This is a genomic window from Parabacteroides sp. B2-S-102 (genome assembly GCF_023656665.1).
GTDB lineage: Bacteria > Bacteroidota > Bacteroidia > Bacteroidales > Tannerellaceae > Parabacteroides > Parabacteroides distasonis.
Map to the genome: position 1 here is coordinate 185,077 of NZ_JAMOKM010000002.1, position 19,179 is coordinate 204,255.

Here is a 19,179-nt window from a genome sequence, read left to right on the forward strand (position 1 = left end):
TCGCACACGCATTTTAGTTTTATATTTGCAGTTTGTAAAACAGTACAAGAAAATTTATGGATATACCGTTTAAACCGATTAGGTTAGAAGACAAAGAGATCATAACCTCATTTACATTTCCCAGCGATTATCGCAATTGTGATTTCTCATTCGCGAACATGTGCAGTTGGCGTTTCTTATATGACAGTGAATTCGCTATCGTGGATGGCTATTTATTAATCCGTTTCATGATCGAGGACAAGAGCCGTTTCGCCTATATGATGCCTGTCGGGGATGGGGATTTGGCGGGTGCCGTCCGTTTGCTGGAAGAGGATTCCTTGAAATATGGACATCCGCTCTGCATGCTGGGTATCACCCCCGACGCCAAGGAGCAACTGGAAGGCGCACTTCCCGGAAGCTTTTTTTATATCCCAGAACGGGATTATTTCGATTACATTTATTTACGGGAGGATTTAGCGACCTTACGGGGTAAGAAATACCAATCCAAACGTAATCATATCAATAATTTCAAGAAACAATATTCGTACGAGTATGTCCCTATCACGCCGGATATCGTCCCCCAATGCCTGAAGCTGGAATGCAAATGGTATAAGGCGAACAATGGGGATAATGACGAGGAAGAACTTAATGACGAACGCCGCTCCCTTACCTATGCCTTGCATCATTTTAACAGCCTAGGCCTGATCGGTGGCGCTCTCCGGGTTGATAACGAAATTATCGCTTTCTCTTTCGGGGCACCCATCAATCATAATACATTCGGAGTACACGTGGAAAAAGCGGACGTGAATTTTGACGGAGCATATACGGTGATCAACCAAGAGTTCGCCTCTCACCTTCCGGAACAGTATACTTACGTGAACCGGGAGGAGGATCTCGGCATACCGGGGTTACGCCAAGCGAAGCTTTCTTATCAGCCTACCATACTATTAGAGAAGAGTGCCGCAATAAAAAAGCAACTTACGCAAACTAAATAAATTATGGACAAGAAACAACAAATCGTAAACTTATGGCGTACCTGCTTCGGGGATTCCGAGGCATTTATCAGCCTTTATTTTGATCGTGTTTACAAGGACGAGAACGCAATGACCATCGAGAAGGACGGTAAAATAGTATCTGCCTTGCAGATTGTTCCTTATACGATGACTTATTTGGGTACCGAGATCTCGGTAGGCTATATCTCTGGGGCGTGCACGACTCCGGAAGAAAGAGGGCAAGGGCTTATGCGACAACTCTTGCAAGAGACATTCGAGGAAATGGAACGGCGTGAGGTCGCTATCTCCGCCTTAATCCCTGCCGATCCTTGGCTATTCGACTATTACCGGGAACAGGGTTATACCGAGGCATTCGATTATTCCGTGGAGACGTATATCCGCCCGAATACGCCGGTTCAACTCCCGAAGATAACGGTTATCCAACCGGAGGTACCGACAACCGACGAATTGTTCGCTTATTTCAACCGCAAATTACGTGAACGCCCTTCCTGTATCCTGCACTCGCAGGATGATTTCATCACGATACTCCGGGATCTGCAATTAGATAACGGAGGGATGTACACGGCCTTGGACGAGAACGAGAAGGTAGTTGGCATGGCTTTCGCACTGCCTCTTGAGGCGGGTACAGCGCCGTCCGACAAAAAGCTTTTTATCAAGGAACTTCTTTACGACTCGGAAGAGATCAAGGCATTACTATTGCAAGAGCTTACCCTCCAAAATAACATATCGCAAGCGACGGTCAATACCCCTCCCACCCCTCCGGGTACCTTACCTATGGGTATGGCCCGCATCATCGACACGAAACGCATGATCCACCTCTGGCTATCCAAACAACACGAAAGCCCTGTCTCCAAAAAAGATTTGGAACAAATGGATAACCAAACGCTAACACGACAACTGATAGGTTATCAAGGTAGGATGGCTTATATGAGTTTGATGCTGGATTAATGACTAAAGTAAAAAACGGATTGCTTAGGATAAGATCCCGGCAATCCGTTTTTATTTCTTATTCTTTACTCAGTTTCTTTCGGCTTAAATACATGATCCATATTAGGATGTTCATACCAATCTTTATATTGTTCGCCTGAACTTATGGACCACTCTGAGAATTCTGGATAGGCATCATTTATAGAATTATTTTCCGCCGCGTATTTAAACTCCGTAGGAATTATAAAACCCCACATTGTCTTATCTGAGTTATTCGGATCATTGGCGATATAACCATTTGTTTCCGATTTCACTCTATCCGTCGGTCTATAGCCCGCTAAATGTACTTCTGAACGATTGTTTGTATTTCCGCCATTCACGATAAAGAAGTTCAAAGCAGACATATCCAAATCATCCTGTGATACGCCACCGGCAAAAGTCAATTCATACATGATCGTACGTACCGGATAAAATGTTTTAGAGGTATTTGAGGTATTCAGCATTGTTCGTTCCTGCGATCCGCTTAATATCCAATGCGCATCATCAAACAAAGGTAACACCGCCGCTGAAGGATTCGGCTCTATGTTTCCGGCTGATTCAAAATAATTATTATTGACAAACAAACTTGCCGGAACAGAAACCCCGCTAAATTTACTGGCAGATAATTTATCAAATTGAATACCGGCCCCTAATGTCTTTGTCGCTCCTACCGCAATAAGGTCTACAAATAAAACCATTCCATCTATGTTTCCTGATCTTCCCAATTCAAGTTGGCTACTAATTCCCAAGACCAAATCATTCATATCATAATCACCAAAAGCGGGCCAGTTATCTTCCATAGCGAACGTATAATAAGAGCCATTGGGGACCTCGATTGGATAATCCGGGTTGGAAGGAGGATCTGTCGGACCTTGATTACCATTACCCGTGCAATCGCCCGCAGGAATCGCAATTGAAGCGTTTTTATCAACCTGCTTACTTCCACCAGACAACGTTAGATTTTTCGAAAATTCATTCCCTTTCCATAAGTTTCCCAACAATTGCAAATTCCCATCCAACGAAAGCGTTCCTTCCAATAATTTAGTTTGCGTGAAATCTAATAACGCATAATCTGAATCCTTACACTCTATCTTATTCCAACTTTTAAAAGATGCCAAATAGTTTCCTGCCGCATCACCTAGATCCGTAATTCTGAAAATCGAGTAATTTCCCATTTCACACTCAATTTCTTTCGCATCCATATACCTTGCTTCAAGCAGAGTAGACTCAGCCAAGTACATACTAACATTGTAAAGTGAAAGTCCGGCTTCAACAGAAATCTTACAATGATTCTCTATAGATCCGCCAGCACTACCATTTTTCCCTGTCATATTAATATTAGTAGCCTTAATCGTACCATAATTTATTAGAGCAACAGCATGATCTTTCGCTCTATATCCAGAAAGAATTACCTCTCCATAGTTCTCAAGATCATAATCAACTAATTTATAAGCGGGTTCAGAAAGAGCATCCGGCTCACCGAACTTCGCTCCACTTTTCACAACCAACTTAGCGCCGTCACCTTGTGATTCTCCATTAGCTTCAAGGATATTCAACCTACCACTCTTTTCCAAAACAATAGTAGCTCCACTACTTCCTTTAAGAATCGAGACTGACAATGTTCCTTCTACATATAATGTCACATTTCCTATCAAGGTTAGAGTGCTCGCATCATAAGTATCATTTCCAGCAGCAAGCTTATACGTCCCTTCATACAAAGTAACATTACCCTGCCCCTCCATAGCCCTATCAAAAAATTCCTCGGCAGTGATCAGTTTAGCTTTTCCTGAATTATAATTATCTTCTCCACTTCTCAATAAAGATTTAGTTGTCGTACCAACGGCAGAAGCCGGTTTAAAATCGCAAGCCAGATCCTTCATTGAGGGATCTACTAATACGTTCTTCACCGATTTTCCTTTTTGGGGATCGATTTGCATAATGTAAATCGTTTCCAAAGCTCGAGGCAATGTCATCGTGCGAACATACGGCTTATTCCCGTTGGCCACACCACCATATAATGGCTCAGCGTCATCGGCATAGAAAGGATTCACGTCATATACCCATACTTGGTAATCATACTGGCCATTGAACTCATCATTCACCTCTACGGTCAAAGTCACTTGGTGAATAGTGGCGGTAGACTGATTGAAATCATCAGGCAAAGATGGATCTGGTTTTTCCGGAGTAGGCGGAACCGGATCCGGCTCAGGCTCGTACACATCGGTAGTACATGCCGCCAATAGAACGCAAAGCGCGATAGCGACACATTTCATTGTTGATTTAATCATTGTTTTCATATCATTGAAGTTTTATTATTCACTTATCCCCTATAAACATTCAGTAATCCACAACCTTGTCAATACAGCGTCATTTTGGCGTTGGCAAGACATTCATCATCATTGGTTGCCAATCATAGAATCGATATATTATTTATTGAACAACAAAAGGATGTGCCTTAAAGCACATCCTCCGCATAACTAGTTCTTCATTCTGTTTTGTTTGTAAAGAGATCATATTTTATTACATTGTCCTCTACATAATTTAAATACCACCCCGGCGTATTATCACCTTTAATCCAACTCCCGAAACCCTCATAAGCATCATCGATACGAATCGTCTCTTTAGGATAAGTAGCGAAATCTTGTGAAGGTATACTTAAAGCCCACATCAAACCAGTCTCATTCGACACATAGTTTGCCGTACTATTTTCACTAGACGCGGCTTTATCCGTACCTTTATAACCCGCTATATGAACTTCATTTCTACGATCAGAATCAAAGCCATTGGTAACAATAAAGAGATTAAAATTATTAACGTTCATGACTCCATCAATAGGTGTATTGAAATTAACTGTCACTTCGTTCACTACAGGCTCAGCTGTTATCTTATAAGTATTAATAGGTGTTCTTTCCGAGCTACCTAATAGAGAATGTGCATCCGAGAACAACTGGATCACAGCATTCGTCTGTCCTTGCTCAGCGCCAGAAACCGCCGAAGCGGGAATACCATCCAATTGGAAACCAACCCCAATTTGCTTTGTAGCGCCGGTGGCATATAGCGTATAGATGATTTTAGCAGACTCCGTCTTGCCCCCCATCTTTTTATTATTTATCTGGATACCTATTACCAAGTCATTCATATCATAATCGCCGGTAGCGGGCCAATTATCCTCAAATAAATAAGTATAAGGTAAAGTCTCAACTTCTTCATACGACGGATCTTGATCTCCATCGCCTTCTCCCGGATTCTGATTTCCGGAATTTTTATTACAATCATCTTCAGCTATCTCTACAGATGCCTGACCATCCGCAAAAGTAGCGGGAGGAACTAGTTTACTTCCGTTACCTATTGTCGCATGCTGGGGACATTCGATTTCGACCATTCCTGAATATGTAACGCAGTCCCATCCTCCAAATTCCACTTTGTCCGCTCTAAACAACGCATAATCGGTAGACAAACCTGTGACATAATTCCTTTGTGTATTAAAATGTACTCCCGCACTTTTATTATCATCCGTACAATCAAAAACAGATAAGGCATCCATATTCAAATGTAAGCCTCCGGCGGTAAACTTATCACATTCAAAAATAGAACCGGAAGCCAACTCTATCGTTCCTCCATTGACAACACATATATCCGCATCAAAGACACAAGCATTATAGATTTCACCGTTCGTTAACTTCAATGTTTTCTCTATATCAAATTCTCCATAATTTACAATGAGGTTTGTTTTATCAGTAGTAGACAGCCCACCTGTAATGTCCATTTCTCCATCATTATAAATTGAAGCACTTGAAGTCAAAGCCAAAGAATAATTTCCATTTGCCTTCTTTCCATTCAACTCGACATCTCCATGATTAATCAATCTTGATTGATCCGTGAAAGACAAGCTCAATTTTTTGTCATCATCATCTCCTAAAGAGCCATCCTTTTCTACCGCTATTTGAGCGTTACCCACACAGTTCAATACTATATTGTTTTTACCAGCAGTCAACTCGCCATCACTTAATATATAAATCTTCGCGTTATTCTGCAAGGTTAAGTAATCACTGGTTAGTTTGGCTTCACCTTTTATATATAAGCTAAAATTCCCATCTCCCGGTAAAGAACTTATATTCAACGTTGCATCCTTGTTTACGATATATTTTCCTCCGGTTCTAATTTGTTGATTTCCACTAATCGCAGTCGCGCCTGACGGACTAAAATCAACCTCTGGCATTTCGTAATTTGCGCTACGCAACACTGAACCAGAAGAGCTTTTAGTATTGGCAATCGAACCCAAATCACAAACCATGTCACCGTCTTGAACAGGGAAGGCATAAACTCTTTTTCTTTTAAACGGATCCGTTTGGCGAATAAAAATATCTGTCTCAGAATCCGGAATGTTTATATTCACACTAAATGGGACTTTGCTATTCGTTTTCTGCCCCGCCAACAACCGCACATTTTCATCAGTAACCGGATTACCTACAAAGACTTCTATCGTATAATAATATTTTCCATCATAAGCATCGGCTACGTTTACCGTCAAGTTTCTCGACTTGGATATCGAGTTCACTATATCCACAATTGGATTTTCCGGAATCTCCGGCTCCGGAGTTGGAGTAGGATCCGGCTTCGGCTCATACACATCCGCCGTACAAGCGGCCATCAGCGCCGCGAACAGGAACAGCGCCATGAACTTCACTTTCGTAAAAATACATCTCTTCATATGCTTAATCATTAAATATTTCCCCTATAACACTGTTAAAAAAAAGAAGTTGTATATTTTAATCAACTTGTTGAGTATTATCGACAGCAAAGGTAGACTTTATTATGACACGAAGTCCTTCAACAGGCAAACATTATTACATCAATTAACTATAATTAATAACATATCCAATAAAAAGCCATTGATAAATAGACAATATTTATCTCATGCCGTATTAAAAAAGAATAAAAAACACACTTTTACCCCCCTACTCCAGCCACTCAAGCAACTCCTTACGCCAAGACTCCCGTTCACGGCGAAGGCGGTCGGTGTCGGAGGGGATAAGGCCCTTGGCGATCTTCTCGTCGTAATAGCGGAGGATATGGCGGTGGGCGATGATGAGTTGCTCGAGGGACAGCGCCTCGTTGGGCTGGAGTTGATCCATTCATGCCCGCGCGAAAACGCCGTGACGGATATGTAGTTCCCGCTCGAAGGTATGCCGCATGCGGGGATAAAGGCGGTCCAGATAAGTGAGTACACGTACGGTTAGCGCACGGGAGGTTTGGGATGTTCCGGTTTTTTCCATGTGGAATTCTTTTTTGTAATGTATTAGCGTATTATGTCCCCCGTAGGGACACTTTCTTGGCCAAACAAGCAGAAAGGCCTTAATTTGAGCAAAATTAATAATTTATTTTCATATGGAACAACTACAATTACCTGTTTACGCCTCTTGCGTGTCGAAAGAGGAGCCGAGAATGGAGACAATCCTTGAGATATATGACCGGATCGTGGGCGAGGAGCTGCGACCGACGACCGAGGAGTACAGGCGTGTCATGCGGAAAGGCGACCCCGAAGTGACGGCGAGGATGAAGCGGACGGCATTTCCCGCCTTGATGCCCGCCTGCGTATGCGCCGGATTCCGGCGAAAGGAGTGCGTAACGCGATATACGGGGCTTTGCCAAGTAGACTTCGACAAGGTGCCCGCAGAGCGGACGCATGAGGTGGCGCTCCGTCTCAAGGCCCTGCCCGAGACCCTTCTCCTCTATCGCTCGATGGGCAACGGCCTCCACCTGCTCTACCGCTACGAGGGCGATTACCGGCAGGCCTTCCGGCAAGGCAACCAGTATTTCGCCGAGCAGGCGTCGCTCCCCTACGACCCGTCGTGCGAGCCGATCGTGCATCTCAGCTCGTTATGCCACGACCCGGAGGCTTATCTCAACCTCTCGGCAACGGCTTTCGTACCCGACGGGCATGGCGAACGTCCCGAGCCGGTGCGGACTACCTCCGGCATCTCTCCCGAGACCGCGGGGAACTCCGGCGGGACGACACCCTTGACTTCCGACGAGATCTGCCGCCACGCACGGGAGCTGGTGGAGCGACGGATGCCATTCATGCAGGGGCAACGGCATAACCACCTCGTGCGCCTCTGCTACTTGCTGAACGACTACGGCGTGTCCGAAAGCGATACCGAGATGTGGATCGCCATGAACTACGCCGACTATCACGACGAGAACCCCGCCCTCCTCGTCCGCTCCGTCTACCAACGGGCCACGGCCAGCTTCGGGTGCCGTGAACGCCCTTCCCACCGCCCTTCCGCCCGGAAGGGCAAGGACACCAAGACCTCCGGGGGGCGGAAGGCACGGGCGGCCGACGAGGGCGAGACGGATGACGGGAAGAGGAAAATGACACGTACCGAGATCGTGGAGCAATTCCTGCGAGGCAAGCCCCTGCGCTACGATATCATCAGCCAGAAGACGCAGCGCAACACGGAATCCTCTCCCAACGCGAATTGGAAGGATATGACAGACCGCGACACCAACTCGCTCTACTGCGAGTGTTGCCGGACGACCTCCCAGAACATCAACCAGCCCACCTTCCGTGCCGTGCTGAGCAGCGACATCATCCACGAGGCACACCCGCTGCGCGAGTTCATCGAGGAGCTGCCGCCTTGGGACGGGCAGACGGACTATATCTCCCAAGCGAGCGGCATGGTGCACGTGAAAGACCCCGCCAAGCAGTCCCTCTGGGCCTCCTGCTTCAAGAAATGGTTCGTGGCCATGGTAGCCTCATGGATGGCCGACGAGGTGACGAACCATGAGATACTGGTGCTCATCGGGCGGCAAGGTATCTACAAGACCACGTGGATCGACCGGCTGATGCCCCCCCAGCTCGTCCGTTACCGTAGCAAGCAGAGCGCCACCGGACGGCTGGACAAGGATGAGATGCTACGTTTCTGCGAGTTCGGGCTGATCAACATGGACGAGATCGACAGCATGCCGGATCGCGAGGTGAATACCCTGAAGTCGCTCATCACCTCGGACGACATCGTCGTACGGGCCGTCTACGCCACGAACAAGGAGCGTCGCATACGCCTCGCCTCCTACGCCGCCAGCGGCAATAAGGAGCAATTCCTCACCGATACCTCGGGCAACCGCCGCTGGCTCCCTTTCGAGATCGAGAGCATCGACTCGCCCTTCGAGCATCCTCTCCCCTACGCCGGGATATACGCCCAAGCCTACCAGCTCTCGAAAGACGGCTTCCGGCATTGGTTCGATCTCGACGAGATAAAGGGCCTCGAGGAGCACGTGGAGGGCTTCATGGAGGAGACCAACGAGGGGCAGTTGATCCCCGTTTACTTCGCCGTGCCCACGCCCGGGCAGGAAGAGGCCGGCAACGCCATCTTCCTCACCCTAGCCGAGATCGGCGCCAAGCTGACCGTCTGGGGCGCCATTCGCAGGCCGCTCAGCCTCCGGCAGCTGGGCAAGGTGATGACGAAGCAGGGATTCAGGTGCGTAAGGAGGGGAAACGGCAAGCAAACCGGTTATCTGGTGATCGAGAAAACCTCTACCTTCATCGAGGCCGAGCGTAAATTGAAAGCCCGCTGACAAGCGGCCCGGGGCGTGGCCGGGGGTACGATGGTACGATTCGATTCAATATCTTATTAAAATTTTTGGGTTTTTGATATAATAGATTGACAAACAACAGTATACAGACCTGTTTTTTATACGGTGAGCGCTTGGATCCAATCGTACCATCGTACCGTAAGGAAGCCTGATCGCTCATATACAAGGATTTGTGTTTTTCAGGAAAATCCGTAATCGTACCGAATCGTACCGAATCGTACCCTACCATCGAGGCTTACGGGTCCCCCCCCGCAAACCCAAGGTTTACGCCCCGCTAACCCAAGGTTTACGACTCGTAAGCCTTAGGGTTATATAGGCCTAGCCCCCCGGAAAAAGGGCATGCGATATCCGGCGAAACCCTTTGTATTTCAATAATAATTCCGTATCTTAGGGGTATGGAAACAACATTCAGGATACGGCCCTACGGACGGATGGAACTGGCGCAAGCCTACCTGCCCGCCATGACTCCCAAGGCGGCTCACCGCAAGTTACAACACTGGATAGCGATCTATCCCGGGCTGGCAGATCGCCTCCACGACATGGGCTACCGGCCCACCGAGCGCCTCTACTCCCCCGCCATGGTACGGGCCATCGTAGAGGCGCTGGGTGAGCCTTAATTCCCTTTAACCTCCCCCTATTCCCTCGAACTCCCCATAAGTCGCAACTCGATACGGCAGCGACGTATCTTTGTGACATCATCAAAAACAATAGGTTATGATCAGATTCATGAAATTCCAGAACAAGAACGAGAAGAACCAGACGGCCTTCGGGAAATGGTACGCACGTGCCGTGTGCGACGAGACCGTAGACATCAAGGGGCTAGCCGCACACATGGCCAGCCACAACACCCCTTACTCCACAGGCGCCATCCACGGCATGCTGAAGGACATGGTAAACTGCACCAAGGAGTTGCTGCTGGACGGCAAGAACGTAAAGATCGACGACCTCGCCATCTTCTCCGTAGGCCTGCATACCACGGGGGCCCCTACCGCCGATGATTTCAACGCCAACACCAACATCACCGGCGTACGCCTCCGGGCGAGGGCTACCGGCAACCTTACTCCCACGACGCTGAAACTCGACGTGAAAATCAGGGAACTCACCGAGTATGGGGCAAGCGAGAATAAGGGAAGCGATAGCGAGAGCCCGGATGAGATCTGAGGAATCGGGAATTGAAAAAACGGGGTATTAATCATTCATTATTTATAATATGGAACAAGAGAAGAAAAAGTCTGTATGGGGAGTTATCATCAAGGTAATCATAGCCGTAGCCACCGCCTTGGCGGGAACGTTGGGCTTAACCGCCTGCGGAGTATGGTAGCCTCGTGTTTTTACCAGAATTACAGGGAGGTGCGCCTCCTTGTAATCCATTGCAGCGCCACTCGTTACGACCGTGATTTCCCGGTGGAAGCTCTTAGGGCCTCCCACAAGGCCCGGGGATTCGCCGACATCGGCTATCATTTCTACGTCACCCGCGACGGCGAGATACACCGCTGCCGTCCACTGAACCAGATCGGGGCGCACGCCGCCGGCTGGAACGACCAAAGCGTCGGTATCTGCTACGAGGGGGGGCTGGACGAGAGCCTCCAACCCACCGACACCCGTACCTACGCCCAAAAATGCGCCCTCATGGACCTGCTCCGCCAATTGAGGAGGGATTATCCGAAGGCTGAGATCCTAGGCCACTACCAATTAAGCCCCTACATCCGGAAAGCCTGCCCTTGCTTCGACGCACGTAGCGAATACGCTGAGTTATAAGGGGAGGAAGAGGTTTTCAATCCAACTGATAAATCTTCAGCTTATTGTAAAGCGTCTTCCGGTCGATGCCCAATAACTGGGCCGCACGAGTCTTATTATTGCCGCACTCTTGGAGGGCCTTACGGATAAGGTCACGTTCATGCTCCACGTTCTTAAGCTGGATGTTGGTGTGCGAAGAGAGGTTCTCCGTCAGTTCCTCCGGGAGTTCCTTGCGGGTGATGTATCGACCGGTCGCCAATAAGGTAGCGTACTTGATGACGTTCTTCATCTGCCGCAGGTTGCCCGGCCAAGAATAAGATTGGAACAATTGCATGGTATCGTTGTCGAAACCGATGATATCTTTCTGGAGCTCGCTATTCGCCAGATCGAGAAAATGATTGGCGAACAAGAGCAAATCCTCTTTTCGCTCTTTCAAGTCCGGGATACGGATCGTGAACTCATTGATACGATGGTACAGGTCCTCACGGAAATCTCCTTTCTCGATCGCCTGCCGCAAGTTCTCGTTCGTAGCGGATATCAGACGTACGTTGATGGCGATCTCCTGATTGCTCCCGGTCGGCTTCACCTTGCGCTCCTGCAGGGCACGCAATAGCTGGACCTGCACCTCATACGTCAGGTTCCCGATCTCATCCAAGAAGATCGTACCGCCTTGGGCCGCCACGAACGCCCCGGTCTTGTTCTCGATCGCCCCCGTAAAAGAACCTTTCACGTGGCCGAAGAACTCGGAAGCCGCCAATTCCTTGGGGATAGCGCCGCAATCCACGGCGACAAACGGAGCCTTGCTACGATTACTTTGCTCGTGAATCCGACGGGCGATGTACTCCTTACCGGTACCGCTAGCGCCGGTCACCAATACCGACATATCCGTCGGGGCCACCAAACGCACATGCTCATAAAGCTGGCGGGCCGCTTGGCTCTGCCCCTCGATATAAAGATCCGGGGCCGAGGGAACCGGGACTCTCGCCGGAGCCTTCTCCTCCACGTGCGCAAGCTCCCTGATCTTTCCCAGCAACTCATCCGGGTTCAACGGCTTGGCGATATAATCCGCCGCTCCCAGCTTCATCGCCTGAACCGCCGTTTGTATCTCCGCATAACTGGTCATCATGATAAGGGGTAAGGAAGGATGGGTATTCTTCAGCCATTTCAATAAGTCGATCCCGTCACTATCCGGCAGGCGTAAATCCGATATAACCAAATCGAACGCTTCCTCCCCCAGCCTCCGTTTAGCGTCGGAGACAGAGGACGAGGATCTTACGACAAACCCTTTCTTACCCAGCCATGTGGTAAGCATCAAGGAAAAAGTTATATCATCTTCAACGATTAGAATCGACAACATACCCACTCAGATTATTTATAGTAACCACAAAGGTAAATAAATAAAACGAATCAAGAAAACATCCACGTAGCTTTACGCCATACTCCCTCGAAAGGACCTTGTTTATGATGGGCCAGCCACCAGTGGCAAAAACCTAGCTGGAGAATGAAAAGAAGGATTCCTACGGCGAAGCTGGCGGTCGTTCCCAGATCGTCATACAGGGATAAACCGTATCCGAAATAGATGAAAGAGCCTACCATCGATTGCGTGAGGTAATTCGTCAAGCTCATTTTCCCGTAAGGCACAAGCCCGTGAAGCACCTTATGCGGCGCCTTCCACTGCCACAAGAAGATAAAGGAGGATACCAATACGCACATGAACGAGAAATTACGCAAGGAAGACACGATCGTGCTCATCGGGCGAAGCTCTTCGGTACGCTCCAGCAAACCGGGTAGTGAAAGGGACAGATAATAGAGGGGAATGAAACAAACTACCCCGATAACAAAGGTCCTTGTCCAAAACGTCCGGTGCTTCTCCGGATCGACAAACAATCCCTTGCGCCCCAACAACATACCCAGCATAAAGAGAGCCGATGTCTGGAAGAAACGTCCATAGCTCCAAGCCCAGAGAAGGCTATACAGCTGCCCGTCCCACAGATTGGACTTGACCATTTCCCAAAAGCTGGTACCTTCCATATACGGAAAGATCCGCATACAGTGCACCAGCCATTGTTCCTTGGATGCCACATATTCCGGATGCATCAGGGCATACATGAATTTACCCCACTCCATAGGCTGTAGCATCAAGACCACGGCGATCGCCAATACCACCTTATTACTCAACTTGCAAACCGGTATCAACACAATACCCAAGATCGAATAAAGCACCAAGATCTCCCCCGGGAAGAACGATGCGTTGAAGCAACCGATAAAGAATAGGAGCACCAACCGCCAGAAGAAACGAAGCCGGAAGTCCTTCCCTTTCCTCGCTTGGTTATCAAACTGGATAAAGAAGCTGAAACCGAACAGCAGGGCGAAAATGGCGTATGCCTTCCCGGAAAAGAGGAAGAACAAGGTATCCCATACCCCTTTATCCAAGGCTTTCATAAAATCGGTAGTAGCCTCCGGAAAATTATACAAGTTAAAATGCTCGATATTATGCAATAGGATAATAGCCATAACGGCAAATCCTCGTAATGCGTCGACCACCTCGATACGAGGTCGGGATTGTAGTGCGTGTTCCATGATATGATTCAGTAGATTTTATTATTTCGTGGCAAAAGTAACGAAACTAAATAGAAAAAGCATCCTCGAAAGGATGCCTTTTTCTTTTGCAGACTTAAATTGAATACTCAGGACTTAATCTTTCGCCATGAATAAATTCATGACTTTCGTTTTTAACGGTTTAAATGTAGAAACGCCCACTTGCGATTTCATTAAATAGATAGCGAATATCGTGCCAAAGCCAGCGAAACGCACGATAATGAATATCTAACTACTTATCCTTTAACAAGTAATAGATAAATTTTGTTTCTATAAAGTGGAATTTTATTTCAGAAGCATGGGGAAAGGCATTCCACGGATGGGTATTTATTCCACACCGGATTCCACAAGATTACCCGATGGCGGACTCCGCATCCTTCACGATAGCAAGTGCTTGCTCGATTACCTCGCCCAGCAGGTGGTACCAGCCGGAATCGGTCAGTTCCTCATCGTTCTTCTCCAAGATCCGCAGGTGTTGTACCAATGAATTGGCCCCCAGCATCGTAAACAGGGGGATCAACTTATGGGATATCCGGGAGGCTTCCTCCCGGTCTTTTCCCTCTAACGCATCCCGAAGTAAGTCGATGCTCTTGCGGGTTTCCTCCGAGAAGGTTTTCAGTATAGAGGCTGAGGCCTCCGGATCCTCTCCGGCAAAAGCGGTCAACGAAGAGAAATTCAACTCGCTCTTTGCCTCCAGATGAAGTGTCAGCAACTCATTCAGCAAGGAGATTAATTGGGCGGCGGTAAACGGCTTGTTCAAGAAGCCCGTGAAACCAGCCTCCAGATAATGCTCGTGCTCCTTGGCGATACTGGCGGATAGGGCGATCACCGGGATCTTATCCGTTCCGGGGATACCGGACGTACGTATCCGCTCCAGTAAATGATAGCCATCCATCATCGGCATCTGTATATCGGTAATAATGGCGTTGAATACGGTGTTCCGCAATAGCTCGAGGACGTTATGCGGATTCGTACAACCTACCACCTGCACGTGACTCTGCTTCAAGAGTTCCTCCGTCAAGGCCAGTTGTAGAGGATCGTCATCAACCAGAAGGCAATAGACATCTTGCCCCCTAAACAAGGGTAAAGCCTCGGCCCCACCGGCATCCGGAGCCTCCGCCGTTACGTCCGGCAAAGATTGGTTATCAGCCAAGGGAAGAGGTAGCAAGATCGTGAAATCACTGCCTTTCCCCGGGGTACTATCCAAAGCAAGCGTACCGTTCATCAAGGACAGAAGCTTACGGGTGATGGAGAGGCCCAGACCGAAACCTTCCGCCTCTTCCGTATCGGCAAGGCGGGTAAACTCCCCGAATACCCGCTCTTGTTCCTCTTTCGGGATGCCCGGACCGGAATCGCTGACGGTAATTGATAATTGATAATTGATAATTGAAAGTTTTTGGAGGGAGACGAGGAGAACGACTCGCCCCGCTTCCGTGAACTTGATAGCGTTGGATAAGAGGTTTCCTACGACCTGCCGGATACGGATCGGGTCGCCCATATAGACTTGCCCGGTCTCCTCCGGTTTCAGGTTCAAGACAAACCGCAAGCCTTTCGCCTCCGCTATCGGCCGGAAGCTGGTATAGATCTCGTCGAACAAGGCCGGGACACGGAAGGGAACGCTATGCACCTCCATCTCGCCGGACTCCAACCGCTGGAAATCCAACAGGTCGTTCACCAAGGAAAGGATATGATCCGAGGAACCTTTCATGTTCTCCAGATAATATCGCTGACGCTCGTCCGGATGGCGGCGTAGCAAAAGCTCGATATATCCGATGATGGAAGAGAGCGGAGCCCGTATATCGTGGCTGATCGTCAACATCAGCTTCTCACGGCTTCGCAATAAGCTCTCGGCGACCTGTTTCGCCTTTTCCAGTTGCATACGGTAATATTTACTTCGTGAGATATCCCGTGAGATAAAGAAGAGGAACAGAAAGGCGATTACCATGGAGACGATCGCGATTCCGGCGATCAAATGGGAGGTCTCCCTTAATAGTACCTGCTTCTTATAGACCCTTTCCAGCGACGCCTCCATCTCCTCCTCCTCGATATTACGGAGCATCTGGTTGATCTCCCGGGTAATCACGCTATTGTTATACCGTAAGTTAGAGGCCCTTTCCAACAACTGATCCATCAGTTGTTGCCGTTGCCAAGCCACACTGTCTTGGATGCTTTTCAGCACGCTGACAATCGTATCGGTCGGATTATAAGCGTTCACCAGCGTATCGGTGACGATCTCCCGGGTCGTGTTCACCACGATGCTGGTATCTTCCTTGCCGGGAGAGAACACGTCGGCCAAACGCTTGAAGAATCCTCGCTTCTTACGGGGAACTACCACCGTATCTTGCTTGACCTCTACCCGCTCCTGTATCTGCACCTCGTTTACGATCGTATCCCGGACGGCAATTATTTTCTCGATATTCTCCGTATAAAGACGCTCCGTGTTCGCTTCCTGCCAAGTCTCAAGCAAACGACGGGTATTCCATCGCTTACGCTCCAGCAGCAGGTCGATCGTATCTATTTTCAGGAGTTGCATGGAGTCCGTCACCAAGGTCCTCAACGAATCCATGTTATTATGGGCCTTATTCAACGTACGATTGAAGTGGCGGAACTCGTTCTGGGGCATGCCTACCAACTGCCCCAACGCCTCGCTTTCATAGAGCAGGGAGAGCGTATTGGTGACCAAGTACACCTTCCGGCGTGCCTGATGATCCGGCTCGTCCTCCTCGGCCACTTTCTCTACTATATTATAAATGTAAGCGACCGAGCAGACCGCAATGGTAATCAGCAAAATATAGCCTAATATCACCTTGCTAGTAATATGTCCGCTTTGCTCTTTCATACGGTTGAGATCAGTCTAATTCCTATCGTAAGCGATATCCCATTTATCCATCATCTCAAAATCCTGCTTTTTCAAGCCGACTTTCCAGAATGGAATCGGGTCGTCATGGTCTCCCAGATACATACGGTCACGTACCTTGAAAGCTCGATTCGTTAAGGCAAACGTGGAATCGGCCACCGGAGTCCGCACGCCAGCTATATCAAGCATCGTATGGAATACGCTGTTCGTGCTAACCGGATAAGTCTCGTGTGCCTGCGCTTCCAGATATTTCTGGGAATATGACTCCCGGTAAGCCTTCGAGAACCAGATCACATACGGGATATGCAACTGATAATAGGTCGGTATCGGAGAGGCATGCAGATAACGGGCTCTGGAATCATCGAAGATATCCTCTCCATGATCGCTTAAGTAAAGCATGGATGCCGGGGCATTTGTCTTCGCCAACATATCCACGATTTCCCCCAGCACGTAATCCGTATAGTGGATGGAATTATCATAAGCGTTCCGTAACTCCTTTTTATACGAGGCACGAATTCCCTCCGCCTTATCCGGCCTATAGAAACGGAACTCCTTCGGATAACGTTCATGGTAATTAAAATGCGAGCCATAAGTATGAAGTACTACGAAAAGATTACCGTCCTCTTTATCCAGTTCCTTCTTTAGATAAGGCAGGATCGCCGCATCGTGCAAGGAGGTTAGCGTAGAACCCGTATTAAATGCGCTCATATCGATAAAGGTATCTGCCTCCCGGTAAAAAGCGCCGATCATCGAGGTCGTTAGTTTCTGGTTGGCGATCACGAGCGTACGGAAACCAGACTCTTTGAAAGCGGTTACGATACTTTTCTCGTCGTAAAGGACTCCATAATTCTCGGCGCTGGCAGCGGACAGGATAATGGGGACACTTTTATGCGTATTATTCGATTGCGTCACCACATCCGTGAAATGCACCAATCCGTCTAAAGCCTCCATACGGGGAGTCGTCTTGCGCTCGTATCCGTAAAGGCTCCATTCCATAGCACGGGAGGTCTCTCCCACTACCAAGACGTAGATCTCCCGTTTTCCCTCAGCTTGTTCCAGCTTAGTGGCGTCGAACTTAAAGTCGGCGGAAGTAATATGATACTTACGGTTCCTCTCCGCCTTATTTATGGCGAAATATAAATTGTATAGGGCGTTAGCCGGATACACATCGTCCTTCCATGAAAACCGGTGATCTTGCAAAGGAGACAGGAAGCAAAGGATCAAGCCCATGACAAACATGCCTAGGCTGATCTTGGCCCATTTCTTCCGGAAAGGATTTCGCAATTTCTCTTTCTGCCGTATCGAACGATAAGCGAGTATTAGAGTAGGCAATGTATAGAAAAAGAATACGCAACCGATCACCAAAATGATATTCCCCAATAATTCGCTAGCCTCGGAAGCGTTCGAGCTGGTAAGGTTCAAATACATATCAACCGCTATCACGGACTGCCCGAAAAGATACAGAAGCACCAACTGTCCCCCATCTAATATAACCTTCGGCAACAGGCACCAAACCACGATCCCCGGTTTACGGGCCACTAACAAAACACCCATCCAAAAGGCCAAAGGTATCAGCAACGAGGCGATACCGACCGTGACGGGAAGCGGTTCCGTAAAAAAGAACACACAGTTTGGGATGATAAATAACAGGGCAAATAAGAAATATAAATGCTCCTGTGAAGATATCCAGCGTATTAACTTTGTAAAATACTTCATTCAATAAAACTTTGCCAACTCTCAATCATTACTCTTCTCAACTAATACCCAGAACCTAAAATTCCGGTAATTGGCAAAGATAGGCGTTATTAAACACATACAAAGCGTATTATACACAAAAAATGTTATTCACAGTCATTACTTCTCCTTCATCCGTCGCCAATACTCCTTGACAGAGTTTTTCACTTCCCTATGTAACAGCAAGATACCAATTAAGTTCGGGAGAGTCATCAAAGCCACGGTGATACCGGATAATGTCAATACTACCACACAATAAAATTATATTTATCTCCTATATTTTCTGGAGGATAGCGATAAACTCATCATTCGTAATGTCTAGCTCCGGCTCTTTGTAATTGACATAATCCTCAAAATAGTCGCTGGCGATATCGGCTACGATCTCCCCTCCGTCCAAGCCATACGAGGAAACTAGTTTCTCCACCCGGTTACGTATCTGGCGAATCACCTGTAAACGATCCTCATAACGATCTGGCTTCTCCTGATCAGTGACGTGCTCATTCCGGGCGATCAAGTAAACTACCGTATAAAATTTCTCCATGCTCCCGAAAACAGGGACAAACAAGGATTTCTTCTCCTCGGGCAGATCTGCCAAAAACTGTTGTATCTTTGTCATAGCTCTTACTCTTTTACCTAATAAAAAAAACAATATACTTTTTGTTCTAAAACAATATACTTTCGTGTGTAAAAGTATATTGTTTC

Annotated in this window: 17 protein-coding genes; 8 read left to right on the forward strand and 9 right to left on the reverse strand. The window is 47.9% G+C overall.

All coding sequences use genetic code 11. The features are described 5' to 3' along the window. Positions 1-56: 56 nt before the first annotated feature. The gene (locus tag NBH07_RS03655; protein ID WP_044544828.1) at positions 57-974 is read left to right on the forward strand and encodes a DUF2156 domain-containing protein; all 918 of its coding nucleotides are present in this window, start codon (positions 57-59) and stop codon (positions 972-974) included. 3 nt (positions 975-977) lie between these two features. Beyond that, positions 978-1,940: a GNAT family N-acetyltransferase gene (locus tag NBH07_RS03660; RefSeq protein ID WP_156682376.1), complete on the forward strand. Its 963-nt coding sequence runs from the start codon at positions 978-980 to the stop codon at positions 1,938-1,940. A gap of 65 nt (positions 1,941-2,005) precedes the next feature. Here NBH07_RS03660 and NBH07_RS03665 read toward each other — a convergent pair whose 3' ends face one another. Both NBH07_RS03665 and NBH07_RS03670 read right to left on the reverse strand, forming a co-directional pair. Next, positions 2,006-4,255, reverse strand: a complete 2,250-nt coding sequence (locus tag NBH07_RS03665; RefSeq protein ID WP_250833459.1) for an LruC domain-containing protein — start codon at positions 4,253-4,255, stop codon at positions 2,006-2,008. Between the two features lie 188 nt (positions 4,256-4,443). After that, positions 4,444-6,669 carry an LruC domain-containing protein gene (locus NBH07_RS03670; protein WP_250833460.1) on the reverse strand — a complete coding sequence of 742 codons (2,226 nt, stop codon included), beginning with the start codon at positions 6,667-6,669 and terminating at the stop codon, positions 4,444-4,446. Positions 6,670-6,850: 181 nt separating this feature from the next. Between NBH07_RS03670 and NBH07_RS03675 the strand changes: the two genes are divergently transcribed. Then, positions 6,851-7,129 carry a hypothetical protein gene (locus tag NBH07_RS03675; protein ID WP_229045723.1) on the forward strand — a complete coding sequence of 93 codons (279 nt, stop codon included), beginning with the start codon at positions 6,851-6,853 and terminating at the stop codon, positions 7,127-7,129. On the opposite strand, the gene NBH07_RS03680 is transcribed toward NBH07_RS03675, so the two are convergent. Then, positions 7,094-7,234: a hypothetical protein gene (locus NBH07_RS03680; protein ID WP_154396232.1), complete on the reverse strand. Its 141-nt coding sequence runs from the start codon at positions 7,232-7,234 to the stop codon at positions 7,094-7,096. The two genes, NBH07_RS03675 and NBH07_RS03680, sit on opposite strands and share 36 nt — an antisense overlap. A gap of 112 nt (positions 7,235-7,346) precedes the next feature. Between NBH07_RS03680 and NBH07_RS03685 the strand changes: the two genes are divergently transcribed. The 5 genes from NBH07_RS03685 to NBH07_RS03705 all read left to right on the forward strand — a co-directional run bounded on the left by NBH07_RS03685 (position 7,347) and on the right by NBH07_RS03705 (position 11,309). Next, positions 7,347-9,533, forward strand: a complete 2,187-nt coding sequence (locus NBH07_RS03685; protein WP_156682378.1) for a VapE domain-containing protein — start codon at positions 7,347-7,349, stop codon at positions 9,531-9,533. A gap of 413 nt (positions 9,534-9,946) precedes the next feature. Next, complete coding sequence (locus NBH07_RS03690) at positions 9,947-10,168, forward strand: DUF4248 domain-containing protein (protein ID WP_022192633.1); 222 nt, start codon at positions 9,947-9,949, stop codon at positions 10,166-10,168. 97 nt (positions 10,169-10,265) lie between these two features. Next, positions 10,266-10,712 (forward strand): HU family DNA-binding protein, encoded by a 447-nt coding sequence (locus NBH07_RS03695; RefSeq protein ID WP_022192632.1) that lies wholly within the window; start codon positions 10,266-10,268, stop codon positions 10,710-10,712. 49 nt (positions 10,713-10,761) lie between these two features. After that, on the forward strand, positions 10,762-10,872 hold the full coding sequence (locus NBH07_RS03700; RefSeq protein ID WP_153188314.1) for a smalltalk protein: 111 nt from the start codon (positions 10,762-10,764) through the stop codon (positions 10,870-10,872). Beyond that, positions 10,866-11,309, forward strand: coding sequence for an N-acetylmuramoyl-L-alanine amidase (locus NBH07_RS03705; protein WP_156682379.1), 444 nt, complete (start codon positions 10,866-10,868; stop codon positions 11,307-11,309). Before NBH07_RS03700 ends, NBH07_RS03705 begins: the two co-directional genes overlap by 7 nt. Positions 11,310-11,325: 16 nt before the next feature. Here the strand turns inward: NBH07_RS03705 and NBH07_RS03710 are convergent, their stop codons facing one another. The 6 genes from NBH07_RS03710 to NBH07_RS03735 form a co-directional block, all read right to left on the reverse strand. Further along, entirely contained in the window at positions 11,326-12,645 is a 1,320-nt protein-coding gene (locus NBH07_RS03710; RefSeq protein ID WP_156682380.1) for a sigma-54-dependent transcriptional regulator, read from the reverse strand. 50 nt (positions 12,646-12,695) lie between these two features. Beyond that, complete coding sequence (locus NBH07_RS03715) at positions 12,696-13,868, reverse strand: DUF418 domain-containing protein (RefSeq protein ID WP_011966101.1); 1,173 nt, start codon at positions 13,866-13,868, stop codon at positions 12,696-12,698. Positions 13,869-14,238: 370 nt separating this feature from the next. Continuing rightward, positions 14,239-16,725, reverse strand: a complete 2,487-nt coding sequence (locus NBH07_RS03720) for an ATP-binding protein (RefSeq protein ID WP_156682381.1) — start codon at positions 16,723-16,725, stop codon at positions 14,239-14,241. A 15-nt stretch (positions 16,726-16,740) separates the two neighbouring features. Then, a complete protein-coding gene (locus NBH07_RS03725; RefSeq protein ID WP_156682382.1) occupies positions 16,741-18,459 on the reverse strand; it encodes a phosphoethanolamine transferase family protein in 1,719 nt (572 codons plus the stop codon). A gap of 138 nt (positions 18,460-18,597) precedes the next feature. Further along, positions 18,598-18,729 (reverse strand): alanine:cation symporter family protein, encoded by a 132-nt coding sequence (locus tag NBH07_RS03730; protein ID WP_009017246.1) that lies wholly within the window; start codon positions 18,727-18,729, stop codon positions 18,598-18,600. A 22-nt stretch (positions 18,730-18,751) separates the two neighbouring features. Then, positions 18,752-19,093, reverse strand: a complete 342-nt coding sequence (locus tag NBH07_RS03735) for a hypothetical protein (RefSeq protein WP_005863025.1) — start codon at positions 19,091-19,093, stop codon at positions 18,752-18,754. Between the last annotated feature and the right edge of the window lie 86 nt (positions 19,094-19,179).